This window comes from Paraburkholderia sp. CNPSo 3281, from assembly GCF_024206515.1.
GTDB lineage: Bacteria > Pseudomonadota > Gammaproteobacteria > Burkholderiales > Burkholderiaceae > Paraburkholderia > Paraburkholderia nodosa.
On the sequence record NZ_JAMBPS010000006.1, the window covers coordinates 1 to 23,115 of the forward strand.

The 23,115-nt window shown below is 64.7% G+C and carries 15 protein-coding genes; 4 read left to right on the forward strand and 11 right to left on the reverse strand.

Annotated elements, in window-relative coordinates; genetic code table 11:
- A partial coding sequence (locus M3I56_RS08920; RefSeq protein ID WP_309249141.1) for a SymE family type I addiction module toxin occupies positions 1–294 on the forward strand: 294 nt, incomplete at its 5' end.
- 170 nt (positions 295–464) lie between these two features.
- On the opposite strand, the gene M3I56_RS08925 is transcribed toward M3I56_RS08920, so the two are convergent.
- The 3 genes from M3I56_RS08925 to M3I56_RS08935 all read right to left on the reverse strand — a co-directional run bounded on the left by M3I56_RS08925 (position 465) and on the right by M3I56_RS08935 (position 11,395).
- Complete coding sequence (locus tag M3I56_RS08925) at positions 465–9,401, reverse strand: hemagglutinin repeat-containing protein (RefSeq protein WP_375541702.1); 8,937 nt, start codon at positions 9,399–9,401, stop codon at positions 465–467.
- Positions 9,402–9,590: 189 nt separating this feature from the next.
- On the reverse strand, positions 9,591–9,911 hold the full coding sequence (locus M3I56_RS08930; protein ID WP_254353488.1) for a helix-turn-helix domain-containing protein: 321 nt from the start codon (positions 9,909–9,911) through the stop codon (positions 9,591–9,593).
- A gap of 11 nt (positions 9,912–9,922) precedes the next feature.
- Entirely contained in the window at positions 9,923–11,395 is a 1,473-nt protein-coding gene (locus tag M3I56_RS08935) for a PLP-dependent aminotransferase family protein (RefSeq protein WP_254353694.1), read from the reverse strand.
- Between the two features lie 190 nt (positions 11,396–11,585).
- Here M3I56_RS08935 and M3I56_RS08940 point away from each other — a divergent pair, with 190 nt between their 5' ends.
- The gene (locus M3I56_RS08940; RefSeq protein ID WP_254353489.1) at positions 11,586–13,907 is read left to right on the forward strand and encodes an FdhF/YdeP family oxidoreductase; all 2,322 of its coding nucleotides are present in this window, start codon (positions 11,586–11,588) and stop codon (positions 13,905–13,907) included.
- 55 nt (positions 13,908–13,962) lie between these two features.
- Here the strand turns inward: M3I56_RS08940 and M3I56_RS08945 are convergent, their stop codons facing one another.
- The 6 genes from M3I56_RS08945 to M3I56_RS08970 form a co-directional block, all read right to left on the reverse strand.
- A complete protein-coding gene (locus M3I56_RS08945) occupies positions 13,963–14,328 on the reverse strand; it encodes a response regulator (RefSeq protein ID WP_028229743.1) in 366 nt (121 codons plus the stop codon).
- Between the two features lie 40 nt (positions 14,329–14,368).
- Positions 14,369–15,355, reverse strand: a complete 987-nt coding sequence (locus tag M3I56_RS08950) for a chemotaxis protein CheX (protein ID WP_254353490.1) — start codon at positions 15,353–15,355, stop codon at positions 14,369–14,371.
- A 17-nt stretch (positions 15,356–15,372) separates the two neighbouring features.
- The gene (locus tag M3I56_RS08955; protein ID WP_254353491.1) at positions 15,373–15,906 is read right to left on the reverse strand and encodes a hypothetical protein; all 534 of its coding nucleotides are present in this window, start codon (positions 15,904–15,906) and stop codon (positions 15,373–15,375) included.
- A complete protein-coding gene (locus tag M3I56_RS08960) occupies positions 15,903–16,649 on the reverse strand; it encodes a methyl-accepting chemotaxis protein (protein WP_375541703.1) in 747 nt (248 codons plus the stop codon). The genes M3I56_RS08955 and M3I56_RS08960 overlap by 4 nt, the downstream gene beginning before the upstream one ends.
- A gap of 18 nt (positions 16,650–16,667) precedes the next feature.
- Positions 16,668–19,037, reverse strand: a complete 2,370-nt coding sequence (locus M3I56_RS08965; protein WP_254353493.1) for a HAMP domain-containing protein — start codon at positions 19,035–19,037, stop codon at positions 16,668–16,670.
- A 202-nt stretch (positions 19,038–19,239) separates the two neighbouring features.
- Positions 19,240–19,791: a GNAT family N-acetyltransferase gene (locus M3I56_RS08970; RefSeq protein WP_254353494.1), complete on the reverse strand. Its 552-nt coding sequence runs from the start codon at positions 19,789–19,791 to the stop codon at positions 19,240–19,242.
- A 137-nt stretch (positions 19,792–19,928) separates the two neighbouring features.
- On the opposite strand from M3I56_RS08970, the gene M3I56_RS08975 reads away from it, so the two are divergent.
- On the forward strand, positions 19,929–20,756 hold the full coding sequence (locus M3I56_RS08975; RefSeq protein WP_254353495.1) for an AraC family transcriptional regulator: 828 nt from the start codon (positions 19,929–19,931) through the stop codon (positions 20,754–20,756).
- 16 nt (positions 20,757–20,772) lie between these two features.
- Here M3I56_RS08975 and M3I56_RS08980 read toward each other — a convergent pair whose 3' ends face one another.
- Positions 20,773–21,360, reverse strand: coding sequence for a LysE family translocator (locus M3I56_RS08980; protein ID WP_254353496.1), 588 nt, complete (start codon positions 21,358–21,360; stop codon positions 20,773–20,775).
- 160 nt (positions 21,361–21,520) lie between these two features.
- Here M3I56_RS08980 and cobF point away from each other — a divergent pair, with 160 nt between their 5' ends.
- Positions 21,521–22,294, forward strand: coding sequence for a precorrin-6A synthase (deacetylating) (gene cobF, locus M3I56_RS08985; protein WP_254353497.1), 774 nt, complete (start codon positions 21,521–21,523; stop codon positions 22,292–22,294).
- Between the two features lie 58 nt (positions 22,295–22,352).
- Here the strand turns inward: cobF and M3I56_RS08990 are convergent, their stop codons facing one another.
- Positions 22,353–23,063, reverse strand: coding sequence for a PepSY-associated TM helix domain-containing protein (locus M3I56_RS08990; protein WP_254353498.1), 711 nt, complete (start codon positions 23,061–23,063; stop codon positions 22,353–22,355).
- Positions 23,064–23,115 lie beyond the last annotated feature (52 nt).

Here is a 23,115-nt window from a genome sequence, read left to right on the forward strand (position 1 = left end):
GGCGATGAGTGCGTCAACACTCACCGCCCGCTGACCACCACCAACTCACAGCAGGAGTTGACCATGGCTGATGCCAATCTTAATGCATTGCACGCTCATCCCGAGCGACACGCCACCGTCCAGGAGATCATGCGCTGGCGCGCCTCACCCAAACCCGGCCGACCCTGGCGGACACCCAGGTTTTTTCCGTGGCTACGCATCGCCGGCATGTGGCTTGAACAGGCCGGCTTCCCGCCCGGTCAGCGCGTGAGGATCCAGGTTCAGCACGGCAGGCTCGTCATCACGCCGGATTGAACCACTCCACAAACAACAACCCCGGCCGCGGCCGGGGTTGTTGTTTTAACGGAAGAAGATGTTTTTGAGTACCACGTACACGATAAAACCCATCATCGCAGTGAAGACGCACCACCAGACGATTTTCTGGGCTCGCGTCTTTGGAGTCTGCCCTGGGAAGCTTGGCATAGTTACCACCTGATCCCTGTTTGGCCCTGATCCACTGTGTAGCCCATACCGGTACTCGCTGGATTGTTTGATTTTCCAACGTTCACACCAACGCCCGCGCCGACAGTTGTTGCAGTTCCATTACCAGGCGAATAAACAACGCCGCCGCCCACAGCACCAAATGCCGCGGTTCCATTACCCGCATATCCGGACAAGAAATTATTCGTCTGACCCGGCCTAACTGTCGCTTGATTTAGCCAGCCGAATTGAACACTCGCCGCAGCGTTAACTGTGTTTGGTAACGCCATATTTACACCGTAACCGAAGAATGCATTCCCGTCCCGCGAGAATGTGCCCCACGCACTGCCCACGAAGTAATCAACCTGGAAATTCACGAAGTCCGGCGCTCTCACCAGTCCAGGATTTGAACCCGTGGCCGTGGCCTGGTACGACAGACCACTGCCCCGTGCACCGCTTGCAATATACGCCTGCAAATCAGGATCGCCTGGTCCCAAAGTCTGTGCCCAGACCTGCTGCCCCGCCTTGTTCACGCCATAGGACTGCCAGTCGGTTCCATCCTGCGGCTGTGCGCCGGTGGCTACCCGAACACCTCCCGACTCAGTCTGGCCATTCACCGTCAGGTCCATCCGCGCCATCTGGTTTTCGATGTCCTGCTCGGTGTATCTGCCGCCGCTTTCGTCGGCCAGTTTTTTCGCCAGAGTCTGCTCCTTGGCGTTGCTGTCCTCATGCAACTGCCTGTTGTAAAGGTCCACGGTCGAGCTGGCAAACGCGCCCGCGCCACCTACTGCCGCACCCGCGCCTGTCGCGATGACGTTCGCGACGATGTTGCCGAGCGCGGCGTTCATGTTCGCATCGCCGGTCAGGTTCGACGCCGCAATCGATTCGCTGAGCTTGTTCAGCTCGCCCCCCATCTTCGAGCCAATACCCGCGCCTGCTGCACCCGCGACAGCACTGCCCACGCCGCCGCCCAGACCCGCTACGACCGCCGCGCCCGCCGCCTGCATCTCCGCACGCTTGCTGCCGCCTTCAGCCCAAGCGGAGTCACCCGTCGCCCTGGCCTGCGCATCCGCGTAGTCCCCGATGCGCTGCGCCACCGCCTGCCCAGCGGCCTGTGCAGCGTTCATGCGGTCGCCCTGCTGGTTCAGCAGGGCGCTTACGTCAGGCAGCTTCGACACACTACCGTTCGTGTTCGTCGTCTCACGGCTCAGGCCTGCCACGTCCTGCTTCTGGTTTGCCCCGTCCGTCACAGTGATCGCACCTGCACTCACGGCGCTGCGGGTGGTCGCACTCGCCGATCCGCTGTCGCTCTGCGGCAGCATCGGCGCCACGCCGCCCCTGTTCGACCCCGAGCCGGGGCCTACCGCCTTGCCCGTATTTGCAACCCCCACGCCCGCACTGATGCCGTTGCTCGTCGCATCGTAGTGCGAGTGGTTTGCGATATCGCTGTACGTCAGCGTCCCGGTTGTCAGGCTGTTTTGTGCTGCGTCTGCCGCACTCGTTATCACGCCGCCCTTCAGGTCCGTATCGCCCTTCACATTGATATCGAAGCCACCATTACCCGCATTGATCCCCGCCTGCTCGTTCACGCCCGCATAGTTCGAGTCCGCATGGCCGTTCTGCGCGCTGAAGCTCGCGCTGCCGCCGCCCTGGCTGATCGTGAAGCCGCCGCCCGCGCTGCTCTGGTGCGCGGCGCTGTTCGTCACGTCCTGCACACTCGCGATATTCAGGTTGCCGCCCACGTCCGCGATCACCTTGCCGCCGTTGATCTGTGAGCCGGTGACGTTCGTGTCGCCGCCCGAGATCACCGTCACGCTGTTCACGCCGTTCACGTGCGAGGCATTCTGGATCGCCGCGTCGCTGTTCGCGTCTCCGTGCGCGTTCGCCATCGCAGCCGACACACCAAAGCCGCCGGCCAGCGTGTACTGCACGCCAACGCTCGCGCTACTGGAGCTGTTCGAACTGCGCGTCGAATCGGTGTTCGTGGTGTTGACCACGTTCACCTGGTTCTTCGCGGCCAGCAGCACGTCGTTCGCACTCACGTTCGAACCGGCAATCGTGACGTTGCCGCTGCCGGGTGTACCGTCGCCCGTTGCGACGAACGCCGCCGTGCCGCCCGCCGCCACGTTCGAGCCTCGCTGCGTCGTGATGTCCTCCGACGACTGGCTTTGGCTCTTGCTCGAACCGATGCTCACCTTGATGCCGATATCGGGCTTCCCACCATCGGCAAGGGCCTTCACCCCCGTGCCTGCCATTGCCGCATCGCTACCTGCCGCAATCGCATGCAGTGCCGCCGCGCGGTCATTGCCGCTGCCCGCTGAGTGACTGACGGCGCGACCTTCCGAATACGCGTTGTTGATCGCATCGCCAACCGAACCGGCGAGGCCAATCGTCACACCGCTGCTGCTGGTCTTTTGCGTCTGCGCCTGGTGCGCGGTATCGGTGGCCGAATCGATGATGATGTTCGACGCCATCCCCGTGACGTTGCCACCCGCCAGCAGGTCACTACCCGTCACATGCAGCGTATTGCCCGCCTGGATCGCCAGATTGCCGTTGATCGAACCCACTGTACTCGCGTGGTTCATAACGCTCGACTGCTGATCAGTCGTCGCGAGCTTGCTGGTGCCGACCGTCACGGTCAGGCCGCTCGTGCCCAGGCCAGTGCGCTTCTCCGCATAGCTGCCCGAGGACTGCATGGTGTCCCGCGACGTGCCGATGTTCACGTCATGCGCGGCAGCGAGCGCCACATCGTTCGTCCCGACAATCGTACTGCCGTTCACGTTGATATCGTGGCCGCCGGAGATCGACACGCTATCCGCCGAGATCGTGCTGCCCTGCGAAAGCGTGACGGTCGTATTGCGCGAACTCGCCACCTCCTTGCCGCTAACCACGTTGCTGTGGCTGTGCTGCTCCTGCGAGTTATCGACGTGCGTTTCGGTCGCCGCGCCGATATTGACATCGCCCGTTGCAGCAAGCGCCAGCGTGCCCTTGTCCAGGTTGACCGAGCTGCCGCTGACGTCGATGTTCTTGCCCGACACCACCGCGAGCGAATCCCCGGCATTGAGCGTGGTCGCCGTCAACGCATCGTGCGATCTGTGCGATGACTCCGAATAGCTGCCGTGACCGTCGCTGCCGGAACTGTTGCTATCGACGGTCGAGGTTGCCTTCGCTGCATCGAGCGTGACGGCGCCCTTCGCTGCGATGGTGCCGCCGCCGCCCAGGTTGAGCTTCGCGCCGCTCGCCGTCAGGTCGCCGCCCACGCCAATCACCGAGACACCGCCCACGTTCACGGTGCTGCCCGTCACACTGTTGATGTTCGTGTCCGACACGCCATTCGCGCGCTCGACCACCTTGTGCTCGCCCGTCTGCACCGTGCCGATATCGTAGTTGCCGCCTATGGCCATACCGAGGTTGCCGCCAACATTGAGGTTGCCCCCGTGCTGCTCGAAGGTGCCACCTGTGATGATCGCCGCAGCGCCCGCCACGTTCATGCTCGCAACTGGCCCCATCGTCGTGCTCACGCGCGTGGCCCCCGTCGCACTCACCTGGTTGAGCGTTTTCGTGGCCGTGTCGAGGATCACGTTGCCGCCCGCGTTGAGCACAAGACTCCCGGCGTTCACCTTTGCAGAGGTCAAATCGACGTTGCCTGCTGTCGCCAGCGCCATGAGGCCGCCACTCGTAAGCGCGCCGAACGCGTTGTTGATCGACTGGCCGTCTATCTGCATCGAATTCGCCGCCTGCACCGTGCCGCTGTTCGTGAAGGTCTGCGCGTTCTTGAGGTCGATATCGGTCGCCGCGATGAGTGGCCCGTCCATGTTCTGCTGGCTCGCCTTCGCGAGATAGACCACGGGCACGAGCACCGACTGTCCGTCCACAAGCTGCGTCTGCATGATGATGATGTTGCTCGTGAGCTGCGCCACTTGTTCGGGCGACAGGCTCATGCCGAGCGGCAGGTCCAGCGACTTCGAAAGCGAGGCGCCCGCCGCAAGCATCGCTTCATACATCGACTGGAGATCGGTATAGGGCCCAGATACCGCCTTGCCGGTGAGCGACGTGATCTGGTTGCGCACGAGTTGCTGCTCGTAGAAGCCATCGCCCAGGCGCTTTTCGGTCGTCTGCGGATTGAGGCCAAGCTGTTGCAGGTAGTAGTCGCTCGATATGAACGCTTTCTGGTTCGTGAACGCCGGGTTCGTCTCGATCAGGTAATTCACACCGGGCGTGCTCACCGGCCTAAAGAGACCGCCCTGGGGGATCGTGAGGTTTTGCAGTACGTTCTGTGCGGTCGCGCTCGCGATGACTGGATCGACCATACTCCCGCCGCCCTTGACCGAGGCCGTGCCGCCCTTCGTGCCGCCGGCATTACCGCTCACCGCGCCGATATCCACACCGGTCAGCGACTGGCCAGCGGCAAGCCCGAGTGAGGGAATGCCCGCGTTGCCTGCCGTGTTGTCGATGCGGATGCCCGTACCAGAAAGCGTGCCACCCGCGACGAAGCTGGATTCGTAACCCGGCAACGCGTAGTTGCGGATATCTGCGGGCGCGTTGCACTTGCTTGCGCAGAACGAGTAGGTCCAGTCGGGAATACTGCCGTCATAGTTGCGGTAGTGGTAGAACCCCGAGTACGTGACCTGCACGCCAGGCGCTGCCTGTCCCGTCCAGCTAACCTGGTCGAGCGTCATGGGCGCAGCAATGTCGCCAACCGCCGCGACCGCGCTCCAGTCATTCTGGAACGTGCCGACCGATGACGTGTCGAGCCTGCCGCCCGAGACGATCTGCGCCTGCGGACTGATGCCCGCAATCAGGTTCGCGACCGCCACGCCCGTATAGGACGTGTACATGTAGTCGCTATTCATCTGGCCGCCGTGCGGCGGGTCGATGTACACGCCGCCGATGCTGTTCGGGTCCGGCGTGTTGACCTTGCCCGTGCGGCCCGAAAGGCTGATGCCACGCTGCGCCAGCAGGTCAGGATCGACAGGCTGGTTAAAGCCAGTTGCGGTCACCTCGCGCCGCGTGTTCGTCACCTGACCGGCGTGCAGCTCCATATCGCCCGCCGACTCGACCAGCGCCGACTGATTGCGGATCAGCGCCGCGTTGGTGTAGTTCCCGTTCGCATCCTTGCCGCCCGCCAGCACGACCCTGCCAAGCCCGTAGATCGCGGTCGTCGCCTGCGAGTCGGTCGCCGTGGTGTCGTCGCGGTTCTCGATATCGTTCGCAAGCAGTTCCAGCGTGCCGTTGCTGTCAGTTGCACCGATGAGCGCAGTTGGCCCCACGTTGCTCAGGCCGCGGTTCGCATTCAGCGACACGCTGCCGCCCACCATGGCGCCCGTGTTCTGCAGTGTGCCCGAGTGCGTGGTGAGCGTGCCGCCCGCCATCATGGTCCCGCTATTGAAGATATCGTCCGCGTTGACGCCGAGGTTGTTGGCCGCCTCCACCAGCGCCGCATTGGTGAACGTTCCTGGCAGCGTGAAGGTGAGGTCGTGACCGGCGTTGAACTGCACGTCGGCCGCGGGCGCGAAATCGCCCTGCATGTTGATCGCCACGTCATTGGCTGCGCTGTACGCGCCGCCGCCCGTGAGCGTCGATGCCCTCACCGCGAGGTCGCGGGTCGCGCCGATCTGGCCGTTCGAGTTGTTGATCGCGCCCGTAGTCGTGACCGTCACATCGCCGGTCAGGCCCGTGACGTTGCCGATTGCGCCGCTGGCGTTGTCCAGGTTATCGCCCGTCACCGTGACGTTCGCGCCGCTCACCTGCGCGCCCTGGGTGTTCAGGATCGACGACGCATTGACGTCGAGACTGCCGTTGCCCGTGACCTGGCCGCCCGCATTCAGGAGTTCGCTGCCGCCCCGGACAGTCGTGTCGCCCCTGCCCAGGTTGCCGATGACACCGCGCCTGTTGTCAGTGGACGCAGCCCGTACGGCGAGCGTGCTGCCGTCGCCTACGGCCCCGGTGCCGGACTGGATCTGACCGTTCACGTTCGTGAGCGCACCGCCGCTGTCGATGGAAGCGGACGCGAGCGAGCGCACCACACCCTGCGTGTTGTTCAGGACACCCACGATGGTGGCCGAGAGATAGCCCTGCGCGGCGAATACGCCCGACGTGTTGTCGACGCTCCCCGCGTTCGCGACGAGTTCGCCCGCCGTGATGATCCTGCCGCACACGTTCGAGAGCGCACCCGCGCCGTTGCCCGGTGCAATCGTGAACGTGCCCGTGCCGGCGTGGAGGATCGAGCCTCCGTTGTTGTTGAGCGTCCCGGGCGTGAGCGAGAAGTCGGTGCTGCCGGTTTGCAGCGTGCCGCGCGACGAGTTGTCGAATGTCCCGCTGATGTTCAGGGCCATCTGCACGGCGTCGTATTGCGTGATCGTGCCGCCGTGGTTCAGCAGGTCGGTGGCCGAGAGCGCGAGCTGGTTCGCCTCGATATCGCCTTCGCTGTTGTCCAGCGTACTGGCGCTCGAGATCGTGAGGTTCGGCGCGACGACCTTGCCGCCGCTGATCGTCATCTCCCCGGTGTGGATCGTCCCGTTGGCGCCCGCGCCAAGCTGGCCGTTATCGTTCGTGAGTGTGGCGCTTGTGACGTTCAGGTCCGTGTTCGACAGTACCTTGCCGCCGGTATTGTCCAGCGTGCCGCTGACCGTCGCCGCGACGCCGCGCTGACCGCTGACCGAACCCGTCGTGTTGTTGAACGAGCCCGCCTGGGCCATGACATTCCCGTTGCTGGTGATCGCACCACCGGCGTTCGAGACCGCTCCCGCGCCGTTGCCCGCGCTGACCGTCAGCGTGCCCGTACCGGCGTGCGCAATCGCGCCTGCGTCGTTATCAACCGCTGCTCCCGTTACGCGCAGGTTCGTCGCGTTCGACGCGATCTGCCCGCCGTTCGAGTTGTCCAGTCTGCCGCCCGCGCTCACGGTCTGCGCGCTGGTGTCCCTCTGCGTGATCGTGCCGCCTTCGTTGTTGATGTCTCCCGGCGTCGAGACTGCTACGGTATCCGCATCGATGTTGCCCTTCGCGTTGTCGATGGATGCACCCGTGGCCGTCACTGTCGTACCCGAAAGCGTGCCGCCTGCGTTGGAAAGCAACCCGGTCGCCGTAGCCGTCAACGCATCGCCCGCGCTCGCCGAGCCGCCGTTGCTCAGGTTCCATGCGTTCAGGATGGCGTTATGCAGTGCGCTGACCTGCCCCGCGTTCGTGAAGGTGTAGGCGCTAATCTGCACATTGCCGTTACCGCCGATCACGCCACCCAGGCCGTTCAGCAGCGTGCCAGTCATGCCGAGGTTCAGGCCGTCGCCGTTCAGTGACGTAATGCGGCCTGCCGTGTTGTCCAGCGACGTGCCGGACAGCGAAAAGCCCATCGCGCTCTGCATCGTGCCCTGGCGGTTGGCGATGGATCCGCCGCCGCGCACTTGCATTGCGCCCTGCGAGACGAGCACACCGCCCTGGTTCGACACATCGCCTGCCGCCGTCGCATTGAGCGACCCCTGTGCGGAGACGTTGCCGCCCTGGTTCGAAAGTCTGCCCGCGTCGAGCGTCACGGCACCGCCCGTCATCGCGCCGTGGTCGTTGACGAGCGCGCCCGTGGCCTGCGCGTTCACCGCACCCTGCGCGCTCGTCGTCGCGCCCGAGAGACTCAGATCGCCTGCGTTCGCCCTGAGCGACAGGTTGCCGTCCGCCGCCGTTTCGCTGCCTGCGAGATTCACCGATGCACCCGAAAGCGTCGCGTCACCGCCTGCGACGTTGTGACCCCTGGCCGCAAGCGCGCCCGACGAGACGACATTCAAATTCGCCGCCTGCGTCACCACGCCATCGCCGTTCACGCCCGCGGCGAGCGAACCGGTCGAATTCACCGACCCCGCGCCCACATTGAGCACGCGCTGCGCAGCGAGCGTGCCGCTATTCGTGAGATCGCCTGCGCTATTCGCTGCAAGCGAACCCTGCGCGTAAGTGGTGCCGGTGTTCGTAATACCGGTATTCGAGTTCAGGGCGACATTGCCGCTTGCAGTCGTGCTGCCCGTGAGCAGGACGCGGCCATCCGAACTCAGCGTGAAGTCGCCCGCCTGGGCGGCAATCACGCCCGCGTTCGACACGCCCACGCCGTGCTCGTTGGATGCCAGATAAATCTTGCCGGCGTACATACCGCCTAGCTGACTGACGTCGATCGAGACGGGTGCAGGAACGCCATTGCCCGCGATCGGTGTCGCCGCGAGCGTATCGTGATTGACGTTGTTCGCGCCCGCGATGACGTTCAGGCTGTTGGCATAGACTGCCGCATTGATTTGCACGGCTCTTGCCAGTAAATCCACCTGATCGACATTCGACGCGTTAAACCCGTTGCCCTGTACGGCGATATTGCCGCCCGTGACGTTGTAGCCCGTAAGCGCGCCGTTTGCGTCGAGTTGCGGGACACCGGTCGTCAGAACGGCGCGGTTCGTATTGATGAAGCTGCCACCGTTGACGGAAATCCCCGACGGGTTTGCCAGCACCACCGTGGCACGCCGACCTGCGACTTCGAGTGGGCCATTGAACTGCGAAGGGTTGGCACTGTTGACCTGGTTGACGATGATCCGCGCCGACTGGCCCGCAGCATAGTTCTGATTCCCGTTAATCTGCCCCGCCAGCCGCGTGTTCACGATCGTCGGCGAATTATTGAGAATCGCGCCGCGTTGCTGGACGTCGAACTGCGAGTAGGTGTTCATCGACACGCCAGCGCCCGAGGGGCGATTGACGTTCACCTGCTGCAGGCCATTGGGCGTGTTGATGACGCCGGGTGCATGGGCGCCCGAAGGAACGATCTGGGCGTGCGCGAGCAGCGGCGTCCCGGTCAGCAGCAACACGGCCGCCGCCACGGCGGCCTCGCCGCTCCCCCGCTTGCCACATGCCGTCGCGCTCTCTTCGACTGCGACGAGCATGTTGCGCGCACGGCTGAACACCAGCCTGTAAATCTTGTTCATCATCGCCCGACACTTTCAGTTGGTCAGGCGATTCTGGTCAGGCGGCTATCTCAAAACACGTCAAAAATTGTCAAAGCGGCGATTGCGCAGGAGTTTCAGATTTGTCCTAGATGTATTGACCCGTTGCGCATGAACCGTGTCGCAAACCGACAACGGCAACACCGGGTTATGAACGAGCAAAGCGTCGCGCTACGCTTCGCCCTCGCCGAACACCTCCGCACAAAACGCGCGCCCCTCATCCGACAGACTCGCCGTGCCGGTTCCATCTTCGGCCTGCGTCGTCACCACCAGCCCGCTGTCCACGAGCGCCGTGAGTTGCCTGCGCAGTCCGCTCATCGGCACGCCAGCCTGCTTCGAAAGTTTCGCGAGCGACCACGCTCGGCCCTGCCGCTCGTGATGCTCACGCTTCTCGGACTCGGCGCGCCACAACTGCTCGAGCACCGCAATCAGCACCGGATCGACGCCCTGCTCGTCTGCGTCGTCGTCTTCGCGCTCTTTGTCTGCGTTCATCGCCTGTCTCCTCATGCCATCTTCGCGGCCATTTCGCCTAGCGTCTTCAGCGCGGCTTCGGTCTGCGCGTTCCATGGGTAGCTGTAGTTCAGCCGGATGTAGTGGTGGTACTCGTTGCGCATCGAGAACATGTAGCCGGGCCCGATGGTAATGCCCTGCGCGAGCGCCGCCTGATAGAGCCGCATCGAATCGACGCGCGGCGGCAGTTCCACCCACAGCACGTAGCCGCCTTGCGGCTCCGAGGTGCGCGTGCCCGCCGGAAAGAAGCGCTCGACCATCGCCCGCATGAGCCGCGCCTGTTGCCGGTAGAAACGCCGCACGCGGCGCAGGTGCCGGTCGTAGCCATCGTGGCGCAAGTAGTCGGCCAGCGCCACCTGGGGAACCGAGGGTGTCGTGAGCGTATTGAGGAACTTGAGTTTCTCGACCTGCGCGCGGTAGCGCCCCGGCAGCGCCCAGCCGATGCGGTACGAGGCGGAAAGGCTCTTCGAAAACGAGGCGCAATGCAGCACGAGGCCGCGCGTGTCGAACTGCTTGAGCGTCGAAGGCCGCGTCTGCCCGAAGTACAGCTCCTGATAGACGTCGTTCTCGATCACGGGCAAGTCGTGCGCCTCGGCAAGCGCCACGAGCCGCGCCTTGTTCGCGTCGGGCATGCGAAAACCCAGCGGATTCTGGAAGTTCGGCATCACCATGCAGGCCGCGACCTTCTGGCGCGCCAGCACGCGCTCCAGCGCGTCGAGGTCGATGCCGGTATCCGCGTGCGTGCTCACTTCGATCGCGCGCATGCCCAGACGCTCGATGGCGTGCAGCATCGCGTAGTAGGTGGGCGATTCGACGGCCACCGTGTCGCCCGGCTTGGCCACGGCTTGCAGGCTCAGGTTGATCGCCTCGGTCGCGCCCACGGTGATGACGATTTCCTCGGGATCGACGCTCACGCCGTTTTCGGCGTAGCGCCGCGCGATCTGGCGGATCAGCTCGGGGTTGCCGGGCGGCAGGTCGTCGATGAGGTTCCAGCTCGCATGGCGGCGCGCGATGGCGTTGGCGTACTGGTTGATGCGCCGCCAGGGGAACAGCGCCGGGTCCGGGTACGGCGAGCCGAGCGGCACAGCGTCCTGCGCGCCGATGCTGCGCAAGGTGGAAAGCACGAGCCGGCTCACATCCACATTGGCGGGCACGGGCTGCCTGGGCGCGCTCGCGCGGCGCGGCTTCCCAGGGGAAATGGCGTCCTTGCCCTGGGAGCCTTGTGCACCCACCACGCCGCGCCCTTGCGGCGCACCCACGCGCGCACGCACGAAATAACCCGATTGCGGCCGCGACTCGATCACGCTGCGGCTTTCCAGCAGCGCATAGGCGCGCAGCACCGTCTTGATGCTCACGCCGTGCTGCTGGCTCGCGCGCCGCACGGAGAGAATGCGCTCGCCAAGCCCGAACACGCCGCGGCGCACGGCGGCTTCGATATCGTCGGCGAGTTGCTCGTAGCGGGTCACGTTCGGGTTGCGTCCGATCAGGCGAAGGGGTGGGGCCACGCGCGCGAGGCCGATCCCGGCAAGTCTATGACAAAACGCCGCAACTGTATCCCTTGCTTTTTGGTTTTTCTGTGATCTCCGGGGGCACAGGAACACAGTAGCCTTGGGTCATCGGGCAGACCGCCCTGGAAAACGAAAAGCCAACCGCATCATGAAGAAGCCGCAAGGTCGCATCGAGCCGTATCACCACCCCGCCGCCGGCTGGGGCGCGCTCAAGCAGGTCGCCATCAACCTGATCAAGGAGAAGGTGACGGGCGGCAATTACCGCACGCTGCTCAAGCAGAACCAGCCCGACGGCTTCGACTGCCCCGGCTGCGCATGGCCCGACCGCGAGCACGCTTCCACGTTCGAATTCTGCGAGAACGGCGTGAAGGCCGTGGCGGCGGAGGCGACCAGCAAGCGCGTGACGCCCCAGTTCTTCCAGGAGCACACCGTTAGCGAGCTGATGGCGCAGTCGGACTACGAGCTGGAGCAGCACGGCCGCCTGACCGATCCGCTCGTCTACGACGCGCTGCAGGACCGCTACGTGCCGATCGAGTGGAACGACGCGTTCAAGCTGGTCGCGAAGCACCTCAATGCGCTCGACGACCCGAACCGTGCTGCGTTCTACACCTCGGGGCGTGCGAGCAACGAGGCCGCATTCCTCTACCAGCTCTTCGTGCGCATGTACGGCACGAACAACTTCCCCGACTGCTCGAACATGTGCCACGAGGCCACGAGCCGCGGCCTGCCGGGCACGGTGGGCATCGGCAAGGGCACGGTCACGCTCGACGACTTCGAGCACGCCGACACGCTGCTCATCTTCGGCCAGAACCCCGCGACGAACCATCCGCGCATGCTCGGCGAGTTGCGCGACTGCGCGAAGCGCGGCGCGACCATCGTCTCGATCAATCCGTTGAAAGAGCGCGGGCTGGAGCGCTTCGCGAGCCCGCAGCACACGCTCGACATGCTCTCGCCCAAGGGCGTGCAGATCAGCTCCGTGTTCATCCGCCCGCGCGTGGGCGGTGACTTCGCGCTCATCAAGGGCGTGGCCAAGCGCGTGCTCGAACTCGACGACGAAGCGCTCGCGCAAGGCACTCAACGCGTGCTCGACGTCGATTTCATCGCGGAGCACACCGTGGGTTTCGAGGCGTTCGCCGCCGACCTGCGCGCCGAATCGTGGGACACCATCGTGGCCGAAGCGGGCGTGCCGAACGAAGAAGTGCTCAAGCTCGCCGATATCTACGTGAAGGGCCGTGCCGTCATCTCGACGTGGGGCATGGGCCTCACGCAGCACAAGAATTCGGTGGCGACGATCCAGTTGCTTTCGAACCTCATGATGATGCGCGGCAATATCGGCCGCCGCGGCGCGGGCCTGTGCCCCGTGCGCGGCCATTCGAACGTGCAGGGCGATCGCACGGTGGGCATCGAGGAAAAGCCCACGCAGGCGTTTCTCGACCGTCTCGGCGAGGCCTACGACTTCGAGCCGCCGCGCGAGCACGGCTATGACGTCGTCGAAACGATTCACGCGATGCTCGAAGGCCACGTGAAGGTGTTCATCGGTCTGGGCGGCAACTTCTCGATCGCCACGCCCGACACGCCGCGCACGTGGGAAGCGATGCGCGCGTGCGCGCTCACGGTGCACGTGACCACGAAGCTCAACCGCAGCCACCTGGTTCACGGCCGCGACGCACTCATTCTGCCCACGCTCGGCCGCACCGAGATCGACCTGCAGAACGACGTGCCGCAAGGCGTGAGCGTCGAAGACTCGATGAGCATGGTGCACATCTCTTACGGGATGAACCGGCCCGCTTCGACGAACCTGCTTTCGGAAATCGCGATCGTCGCGCGCATGGCGCACGCCACGCTCGGCAGCGACAAGGTGGACTGGCTCGACCTCGCCGCCGACTACGCGAAGATCCGCGACGGCATCGAAAAAGTGCTCGACGGCTTCGAGAACTACAACGAGCGCCTGAAGCACCCCGGCGGCTTCCACCTGGGTGTGGCCTCGCGCGACCGCGTGTGGAAAACGCCTAGCAACAAGGCGCAGTTCGTCGTGCATGCCATCGCGCTCGATACGCCCATTCACCGCGCACGCGCCGAGCACGGCCCGCGTCTCATGACGCTCATGACAACGCGCTCGCACGATCAGTACAACACGACGATCTACGGTCTCGATGACCGTTATCGCGGCGTGTACGGCCTGCGCCGCGTGCTGTTCGCGAACCGTGAAGACATGACGATGCTCGGCTTCGAGCCGGGCCAGCACGTGGACATCACGAGCGTGTGGGACGACGGCGTGGAGCGCCACGTCGAGGACTTCATGCTGGTGGAGTACGACATTCCGCGCGGCTGCCTCGGCGCGTACTATCCCGAGACCAATCCGCTCGTGCCGCTTTCGTCCATTGCAGACGGCGCGGGCACACCGACCTCGAAGTCGATTCCGGTGCTGCTGAGCCCTGCCACGGCTACCGATCACGCCATCGCGGCGTGATGTCGGGTCTGAAGGCCCCGGCAATGGCCCCGGGGCCTTATTGCATGCGCTGTGCTTAGCTTGCGAGCTTGCGGAACGTCTCCAGCACCGCTTCGCCCTTGAACGGCTTCACGATCCAGCCACGCACGCCGGCCGCCTTGCCGCGCTCCTTCATGGCCGGGCTGCTTTCCGTGGTCAGCATGACCACGTTCACGGCCGTGTTCGCGAGTTCGCTGCGGATCTTCTCGACCATCGTGAGGCCGTCCATGTTCGGCATGTTCACGTCGCTCACCACGAGCTTCACGCCGGGGTTCGAACGCAGCTTCGCCAGGCCGTCCTTGCCGTCCACGGCCGTGTCCACGTCCAGACCGTTCTTGCGCAGAAAGCCGGCCACTTCGTCGCGCACCGTGCTCGAATCGTCCACCACCAGAATCTTTGCCATGTTGTCCCTCTCTGTTGCGCCGCGTAGGGCGCGCATTTGATCAAAATAATTCGAGTTCGCCGCTGGCCTGCTCATCAACGGCGGCAGCGGCGGCCTGCGCGGCCGTCTCGTCAAACCCTTCGCGCGACCAGCCGAGGCTGAACACGAACCGCTGGTCGATCACCACTTCGCGGCCCGTATTCGGGCACGTGAGCCGGTACTTGATGCACAACTGCGGATTGTCGGACCCAAACGACAGATAGCGCCGCCGATGATTGATGAGCAGCGGCACCTGCACCTGCGCGCGGCCCCAACCCGCCTCGTCGGCAGCGTGCGCGTTACCCAGATAGCGGTTACGGAACGCCCCCCACACGAGATTCGTGAGTTCGGCGAGCACGCCGTTCACGTCGCGGAAGTCGCTCGCTTCGTCGCGGCCCGCGCGCGGCGGCAGCAGCTCGATCAGCGGCGCCTCCTCGGTCTGCATGAGAAGCCAGCCGCGGCACCATGCGGTCTCGATCGGAATCAGCGTCAACACCTCGCCGAAGATGATGCGGTCGCGCACGATGCTCGGCGTGTCCCAGTTCACTTCGAGTTCGGCAAAGAGGCCACGCAGGCGCCCGAGCGTCATGTCGGTGATGCCGTCCACGAGCGGGTCCGGATAGTCGTGCGAGAACACGTGCGCTTCGAGCGCAGCGATCAGCGTTTGGGGATCGCTTTCGTGCCAGCCGGCGCACGGCAAGCGGCGCAACGGCTCGGGCAATGCATCGCCGTGCCCGTTTGCCGCGCGCCGCAGCACGACGGGCAGTTCGGGGCGCTCCGCCTCCAGCGCGACGGCCACCGCCGCCGCGGCGTCGAGCGAGCCGCCAAAGTCCTCGCCCAGCAGCACGCCGCCGAGGTCGTAATGCGTCTTCAGCGCCGCCGAGAGAGCGTCGCGTCGAACCGGCACGCACACGCAATTGTGTGCGGCTGCGGTTTGCGCGATCGCCTCGGCGCGCTCCGTATCGCTTTCCAGCAGCAACAGCTTGCTGACTGGCTTGTTCGCGTTCATGTTTCCTTTCTCTGCCTTCAAAACATTTCGAGTTCGCCCGCGCTGTCGTGCACCTCGACCGCGGCGGTGCTCGCCACGAAATCGAGCGGCGCTTGTGTGCAAACGCACAGCGTGGCGCCGAGCCGGACGTCGTGATCGATCGTGAGCGCATACGACTGCACGTAATCCGGCTTCAGTTCGCGCAGATACGGCAGGCATCCACTGCTGAGCGCATAGGGCGTGGACATGCCGAGGTCGGGGAAATGCTCGACCAGTTGCTGGTTCATGGCCCCGCAGCACAGGTTGCAGAACTCCATGAAGCATTCGGTGAGCGCGCGCGAGGCGTCGCCCACGTAATAGCGCTGCGTACGCTCGTCATCTTCGAAGTGCAGGAGCAACAGCAGGCGGAACTGCATCGACGAAATCGTCAGCACGACCAGATGCTCGCCCTGGGGCGCCTCGCCCACACGAGGCTCGATCTCGCAGCTGTGCTGCGCGTCGGTCACGAGACGCATGCGCGCAGCCGCGAAAAAAATCCGCTCGATGCTGTCCTTCGCGTGCGTGCCGATCATGCGTGCGCCCCTGCACGCGTCGCTTCGAGCTGGTGATGCAGCTGCTGCGACGACGCTTCCACGCTCGCCAGCGTCGCCGCGATCATCTTGCCGCCCGCCTGAATGTCCTGAAACGTCGCCGCCGTGATGAGGTCGTTGCGGTTCAGGCTGTCACGATAGCTCTTCGAAAGGTCCTGCGAACGCGTGGCGAGCGAGCGCACTTCGCCCGCCACGATCGAGAAGCCGCGGCCGGCCGCGCCCGCGCGTGCCGCTTCGATCGATGCATTGAGCGAGACGATCAGCACATGGCTCACGATCGACGACAGCTCCTGGTTCTTCTTGTGCATGTCGTTGTTCTGCGCCATCAGCGAAATCATCTGCTCGTGCCAGCGCTCGAACGTCGACGACATGAGCTTCAGGCGCGAGGCCTCGCTCGCGATACGCGCCGCGTGCTGCATGGCGTCGTCACGCTGCGACCGCTCGCCGGCGAGCGCCGCTTCGAGTGCGTCGGCCACGGACCTGCGCTGCGCGAGTTCCGCGCGCAGCGACTCGATCTGCGCAGCCAGCCCCTCGTGCTCGCGCACGGCGTCTTCCTGCTGCGCCGTGTAGCGCGCTTGAGCCTGTGCGAGCGCGGCCGCGTGCGCGACGTCCTGCGCGCGCGCTGCCTCGCGTGCCTGCGTTTGCGTACGCTTGCCCCACGCGACGGCCACGCCGGCTGCCAGGGCGACGAGCGCCGCGCCTTCGATCAAATACGGTAAGACCACTGCCACCCCCGCGATGCGCTAGCCCGCCAGCGCTTCTTCTTGCTTTGCCTGCGTTGCATCCGCCACTTTTACGGCCCACTGCTGCGGCAAACGCACGACGGTCTGGAAATGCCGGTAATCGGCGCCCTGGCGGTCATCGGTAAAGCGCAGTTCGATTGCGCCGCCCTCGCGCTCGAGGAAATCACGTACCGCGTCCATGCCCACGCCGCGGCCCGAGACTTCGGTCACGCTCGCCGCGGTCGAAAAGCCGGGGCGGAAAATGAACGCCGCGATCACGTCGTCGCTCATCGCTTCATCCGCTTGCAGCCAGCCGCGCTCCACCGCAATGCCGCGGATGCGCGCGAGCGCGAGGCCGCGGCCGTCGTCGGCGAGCGTCAGTTGCAGCGCACCGTTGTGCACGTTCACGTCGATGTCGATATGACCCGACTCGTCCTTGCCGATTGCGCGGCGTTGCGCCGGCATTTCAATGCCGTGGTCGAGCGAGTTGCGCAGCAGGTGCATAAACACGTTCTTCACCGTGCCGGCAGCCTCGCTGCGCAGGCGATAGCCGTTGTCCGCGATCCGCACCACCGGTTCGACCTTGCCGAGTTCCTGGGCGAGCGAGGGCAGCGAACCGGTCACGCCCGCAAGCGCATCGGCCACGCGCTCGGTGCCGATGGCGCGCAGCGTGGCGCGTAGTTCGGCGCGCATCGCGCGCAGTGCGGGCAAATCGTTGTCGTCGGTGCGATCGACGATGCGCAGCGTCTCTTCGATCGCTTCGCGCGTGACGGTGAGGCTCGCCGCGCCGTTCTGCGCGCCAGCCGCCCGCGGGCCGCGCCCGAGGCTCACTTCGTTGATGCTCGAATAGTGCTCGAGCGCCGTCTTCACACGTTCCAGATCGTCGATGAGCGCCTGCTGGTCCCACGTGTGGCTCGTGTCTTCGCGGCGCAATGCGTCGTAGCGCTGCTCGACTTCGTGCACCACGCCCGTGAGATGCTGCAGGCTGTACGTACGCGCATTGCCCTTGATCGTATGCATGTTGCGGAACAGCGCGGCAATCGCGCTCGTGTCCGCGCAGTCGTGCTGGCGAATGATGTGCTCGTTCTCGTGAATGAAGCCCGCCGAGCTTTCGACGAAATGCTGGAACTTCTCTTCGCTCACCGCGAGGATTTCGCCGATCATTTCGAGGCGACGCTTCTGCTCGCCCGCTTCAGCCGCGAGTTCGCGCAGCTCCGTCACGTCGCGCACGCACAGCATGAGGCGCACGACCACGTCGTTTTCGTCGGTGATCGCCGACCAGCTCAGGTCGAGCACCTTCGCGCGGCCATCGGGCAGCGTGCGCGTGATTTCATTCACGAGCAGATGTTGATTGAAGGCGAAGTTCACGTCGTCTTCGCCAAGGCACGCGTGCACGGCGGCGTCGATTTGCGCGAGGGTGTCGGCGTCGAGATCCGTGTGCGAGAACACGAGGTCCATGAGCGAACGGCCCGCAATCTCGTTCGTTTCGAAGATTGCCTCTAGATACGCCGAATATTCGTTGTGGATCGTCGCGCCTTCCACCACCGTGAGAATGCCCTGCTGCATGTTCTGCAGCATCGCCTGAATGTCGGCGGTTTTGCGCTTGAGCTGCGCGGAGCTGTGCTGGATCTTCTCGATCATGCCGTTGAACGCGACGATCGAATGACCGATTTCGTCCATGCGGGCCACGGGCACGCGGCGCGTGAAGTCCTGGCTCGACGCGATCTCGCTCATCATGGCCTGCATGCGCGAGAGCGGCCGCGTGATCTGGCGGTAGAGCAGCGCGCCGATGAGCGTGAGCAACAGCACCGCGCCGCCCGTCACGCCAGCAATGGCGCTCGTCGTGGTGTCGAGCGTGCCGTTGAGGGTGCGGATTGCGTCGTCCTTCTGGCGGTTCTTTTCCACGCGCATCGTCGTGACGATGCCTTCGAGTTCGTCGCGGTACTGCGCGACGTTCGCGAAGAGATAGGCTTGCGCGAGTTCGTTCTTGCCGCTCGCCTTCATCTTCGCGGTGTCGTCGATCGCGGAGAAGTAGTTCGCGAGGCTTTCCTGCGCCTGCGAAACCAGGCCTTCCTGTGCGTGGCTGGCTGCCGCCTTGCGCTGCACGTCGAGCGCGGCGCGCAACGCGGCTTCCTTGTCCTTGAGTTCGTTTTGCGCGAGCGACGCGACCGTGGCGTCGGGTGCGTAGACGAGCGTCATGGTCGCGAGCTGCACGTCTTTCACGAGCGACACGAGGTCGGATGAAGCGAGCGCGCTCGGCACGACGCCCTGGGTAACCTGGCGGACGTCGGTGGCGCTGCGGCGGGCCTGCCAGGCCGCGTAGCCGCCGATGGCGGACAGCGCGACGAACATCAGGACGATGAGTAGCGTGATGCGGTGACGAATGGTCATGTCGAAATCCCCGGGCCTTCGTCACGCCGGCCGCGCTATGGTTGCGCGGCTCGGGACACGTTGGCCAATTTATTCGCGATGGATTATCGACGTTCAGGTATGACGAAATGATGACCATGCACAATTCGCCCGAGCGCACTGTGCGTTACACCACACTTGACGTTCGCGGTCCGTTGCGCACTGACCGGCGACGGCGTGCCGCTCAGTCGGGCACGGCGGGGTCGTCGAGAAAGCGCACCATGAGTTCGTCGTCAGCGTACTCGCCGTCGATGCACAGGCCGCGGGGCTCGACCCCGTAGCGCACGAAGCCGCACGAGCGGTAGAGCGCCTGGGCGCGGGGGTTCAGCACGCTCACCACCAGTTGCACCTGGAGCAAGCCTAGCGTGCGGGCGTGAGCGATGGCACCCTCCATCAATTGCCTTGCAATGCCGGCGCCTCGCCATGCAGGATCGACAAAGACGCCCCAAATGAGCCCCTTATGTGCGAGCTTGCGGCGCGGTTCGCGCATGAGGCCGGTGATGCCGACGAGCGTGTCGCCCACGAATGCGCCGAATACGACCTGGTTCCCGGTGGCGCGCACCCGGGCCCGGCTTTCTTCGGGCGTGCGCTTCGATTCCTCATCATAGGTCGGGACGATACCGGCGGGATAATTTTCGGTCGCGTACAAACGCATGGCGTGAAACGCCTCAGCGTCTTGCTCGGTCAAGGGGCGAATCGTTGTATTCGTCGCATTCGTTGGCTTCGTTTCGTTCATGTGCAGTGCCTGGCAATGGAAAGGGAATAAGCCGCGCGATTCGAACAAGCCTATCACGTCCCCCCTGCCTGCTCGCGTTGCGCTAATATGGACCACCTGTGTCGCTTCATGCGCGCAGCATCACTCCGAGGTCTCCCATGCCGCAAGCCACGACGTCCGACGCACAACCCTACTTCTGGCGTGACGCACAGCTGCCGTTCATCGAAGTCCGCGCAATCGCCGACGGCCGCAAAGTACGCTACGGCCGTCACGCACACAGCACGTTCTCGATCGGCGCGGTCACGGGCGGGCGCAGCACCTACCTGAACGGGAGCACGCTCTCGCATATCAGCGCGGGCGCGGTGGTGGTCATCAATCCGGAAGTCGTGCATGCATGCAACCCGGCCACGGACGAGCCCTGGGCCTACCGCATGTTCTATCTCGACACGGCGTGGCTCGCGAATCTGCAACACGACTTGGGCTTCGGAGCCCACGAAGGCTTTCGCCCGTTCGAACAAACCTTGAGCTGGGAGCGTGATTTGTTCGACGGGCTCAACGCGCTTTACGCGTTGCTCGTCGATACGAATGAGTCGGCACTGCGCAAGGAATGCGCCGTCGTCGCTTATTTCTCCAGGCTCCAGCAGTCACTGAATCCTGCGCCGGTCAGCGCACGCGAACCGAACGAGCGCCTCGCGCGCGCAGCCGAATTCATCGACGGCAACTACACGCGCACGCTCAAGCTCGAAGAGATCTGCGCCGCCGCCGATCTTTCGCCCTCGTACCTGATCCGGGCGTTTCGCGAGCAATACGGCATGACGCCGCACGCTTATGTCGTGAACCGCCGGATCGAGTTCAGCCGCGCGCAACTGCGTCGCGGGCACGCCATTGCAGATGTCGCGGCGCAGGCGGGTTTCGCCGATCAAGCGCATCTGCAGCGCGCGTTCCGCCAGTTCGTTGCCGCGACGCCTGGCCAATATCGCGGCTAACGTAGCCGCCGTGCGCTCAGGCAAGCACGAGCCAGACCGCACTGCCCGCCAGCAACAACGCCATCGCGCGGTTTACGAAACGCACGCGCGACGGCTCGCGCAAGGCCTGGCGCAGCGACGCGCCCGCCCATGCCCAGCACGCGATCGACACGTAGCACACCACAAAATAGATCGCGGCGAACTGCCAGACGAGCGCACTCTCGCCGGAGGCCGCATATAAGCCCATACCTGCGACCGAGGCGAGCCACGCCTTGGGATTGAGCCATTGCATCGTGGCGCCCACCATCAGCGAGGGCCCGCGCGCCGCGCTCGGAGAGTCGATGCGGCCATTGTCAGTGGCGAGCCGGTACGCGACGTACAGCAGGAAGACCACGCCTGCCCATTCGAGCGCGCGCGTGAGGAACGGCAGGCGCGCCAGCAGTTCCTGCATGCCGAGACCGATCAGCAGCAGCAACAACGTGAAGCCCACGGTCGCGCCGGCGACGTGGCGCAGGCTCGCGCGCAGCCCGTAGCGCGCGCCCGCGCTCAGCGCGACAATATTGACGGGTCCAGGGGTGATGGAAGTGGCCAGCGCGAAGGCGGCCATCGACAAGGCAGTGCTCACGGTTTTCCTCGCTACGCGCGTGGGCGATCAACAAGCGTCGAGGGTAGACGCGCGCGCCGCCCGCGTATTGAAGAAAATTGCCCTGCCCGCGAGCGCGGTACCGCGCCGAACTCGCGCTATCATTGCGCCGCACCGACGACGCACATTCCGGAACTGCAACGTGAAAAAGATCCTCATCATCGGCATCGGCGCGGGCGATCCGAAGTACCTGACCGTGCAGGCAATCGAGGCGCTCAACGCCGCGGACGTGTTCTTCGTGATGGACAAGGGCGCGGCCAAGGACAAGCTCGTCGCGCTGCGCAAGGAAATCTGCGCTCGCTTCATCAAGGACCACGACTATCGCATCGTGGAAGCCACGAGCCCCGAGCGGCGCCGCGACGAAGGCCTCGATTACAAGGCCGCCGTGGACGAGCTCAACCGCGACAAGCAGCACGTATTCGAGCGCCTGATCGAAGAGGAATTGACCGATGGCCAATGCGGCGCGTTTCTCGTCTGGGGCGACCCGTCGCTCTACGACAGCACGATCCGCATTCTCGATTCGATCCTGGCCAATGGTCGGCTCGCGTTCGACTTCGAGGTGATTCCCGGCATTAGCAGCGTGCAGGCGCTCGCGGCGAAGCATCGCGTGCCGCTCAACTTCATCGGCAAGCCGGTGAGCATCACGACGGGAAGGCGGCTGGCGGAGGGCGGTTTTCCGCAGGACGTGGACAGCGCGGTGGTCATGCTCGACGCGCAGAACGCGTACGCGCAGCTCACGGGCGAAGAACTCGATATCTACTGGGGCGCTTATGTCGGCACCCCTGACGAGATCCTGATGGCGGGCCAGCTGGAAGACGTGAAAGACGAAATCGTCCGCGTTCGCGCCCAGGCGCGCGAAGCGAACGGCTGGATCATGGACACCTATTTGCTGCGCAAGCGCGGCGTGAAAGACTGAAATAGAACGGGCGCGAACCTCGGCGTTCGCGCCCGTTGCCGGGTTCACTCATCGAGGCTTACGCCAGCCCCACGCATACCGACACGATAATCGAGCCGAACAGCAGCACGGCGCCCACCGTCTTGCGGTTGTTCAGCTCCGTCCACAGCAGCACGCCCGTGAGCGAAAGCAGAATGAGCGCCCCGGCAAAGCCGTCGATGAACAGCACCCAGCCGACGCTCATGCCCGTACCCTTGTGCAGGTTCGTGATCGTCGAGACGAGCGAGTTGTCGTTGCGCTTGAGCGTGAGCTTGTCGTTGCCCACCCAGTACTCGACCATCACGCTCTCGGCGGGCGACGTGAACATCATCTGCCAATGTTCGGGCTGCACGACCTGGCGATCGCCCCAGGCCACGTTGTGCTCAGGCTCCTTCTGCACGCGGCCCGTGCGCGCGGGCAGCTTCAGATCCGGTTGCGATCGCAACCACTTCACCATCTCACGCGGCGTTTCGGGCGCGGGGTCGGGCACGGCAATCTGCACCGTCGAGACTTGCGGCGCGCCCGGCGAAATGCGCAGCGGCTCGGCGCGATGGTTGAGCACGAACCCCGTTGCGCCGAACAGCAGGCCAAGCGCCGCGCCCCACAGGCCCACCCAGCCGTGCACCTTGCGCAGCCACTTGATGAAGGTCGCGCGGCGCGAGCGCTTCGCGCGTTCGTCGCGCTGTTCGGCGTCGAGACGCGTGCGCGGCGTTACCGGCGCGTCGATCTCGGCGGTATCGGAAAAGCTCATGTTTCACTCCAGAGTCGCAACGTACAGCAGGAAGGCCACCCCCGCCCATTCG

Bases quoted from the DNA above. Each gene is read 5' to 3' on its own strand.
- M3I56_RS08925 (WP_375541702.1), bottom strand. From the start codon at position 9,401: ATGAACAAGATTTACAGGCTGGTGTTCAGCCGTGCGCGCAACATGCTC.
- M3I56_RS08930 (WP_254353488.1), bottom strand. From the start codon at position 9,911: ATGAACGCAGACAAAGAGCGCGAAGACGACGACGCAGACGAGCAGGGC.
- M3I56_RS08940 (WP_254353489.1), top strand. From the start codon at position 11,586: ATGAAGAAGCCGCAAGGTCGCATCGAGCCGTATCACCACCCCGCCGCC.
- M3I56_RS08945 (WP_028229743.1), bottom strand. From the start codon at position 14,328: ATGGCAAAGATTCTGGTGGTGGACGATTCGAGCACGGTGCGCGACGAA.
- M3I56_RS08950 (WP_254353490.1), bottom strand. From the start codon at position 15,355: ATGAACGCGAACAAGCCAGTCAGCAAGCTGTTGCTGCTGGAAAGCGAT.
- M3I56_RS08955 (WP_254353491.1), bottom strand. From the start codon at position 15,906: ATGATCGGCACGCACGCGAAGGACAGCATCGAGCGGATTTTTTTCGCG.
- M3I56_RS08965 (WP_254353493.1), bottom strand. From the start codon at position 19,037: ATGACCATTCGTCACCGCATCACGCTACTCATCGTCCTGATGTTCGTC.
- M3I56_RS08970 (WP_254353494.1), bottom strand. From the start codon at position 19,791: ATGAACGAAACGAAGCCAACGAATGCGACGAATACAACGATTCGCCCC.
- M3I56_RS08975 (WP_254353495.1), top strand. From the start codon at position 19,929: ATGCCGCAAGCCACGACGTCCGACGCACAACCCTACTTCTGGCGTGAC.
- M3I56_RS08990 (WP_254353498.1), bottom strand. From the start codon at position 23,063: ATGAGCTTTTCCGATACCGCCGAGATCGACGCGCCGGTAACGCCGCGC.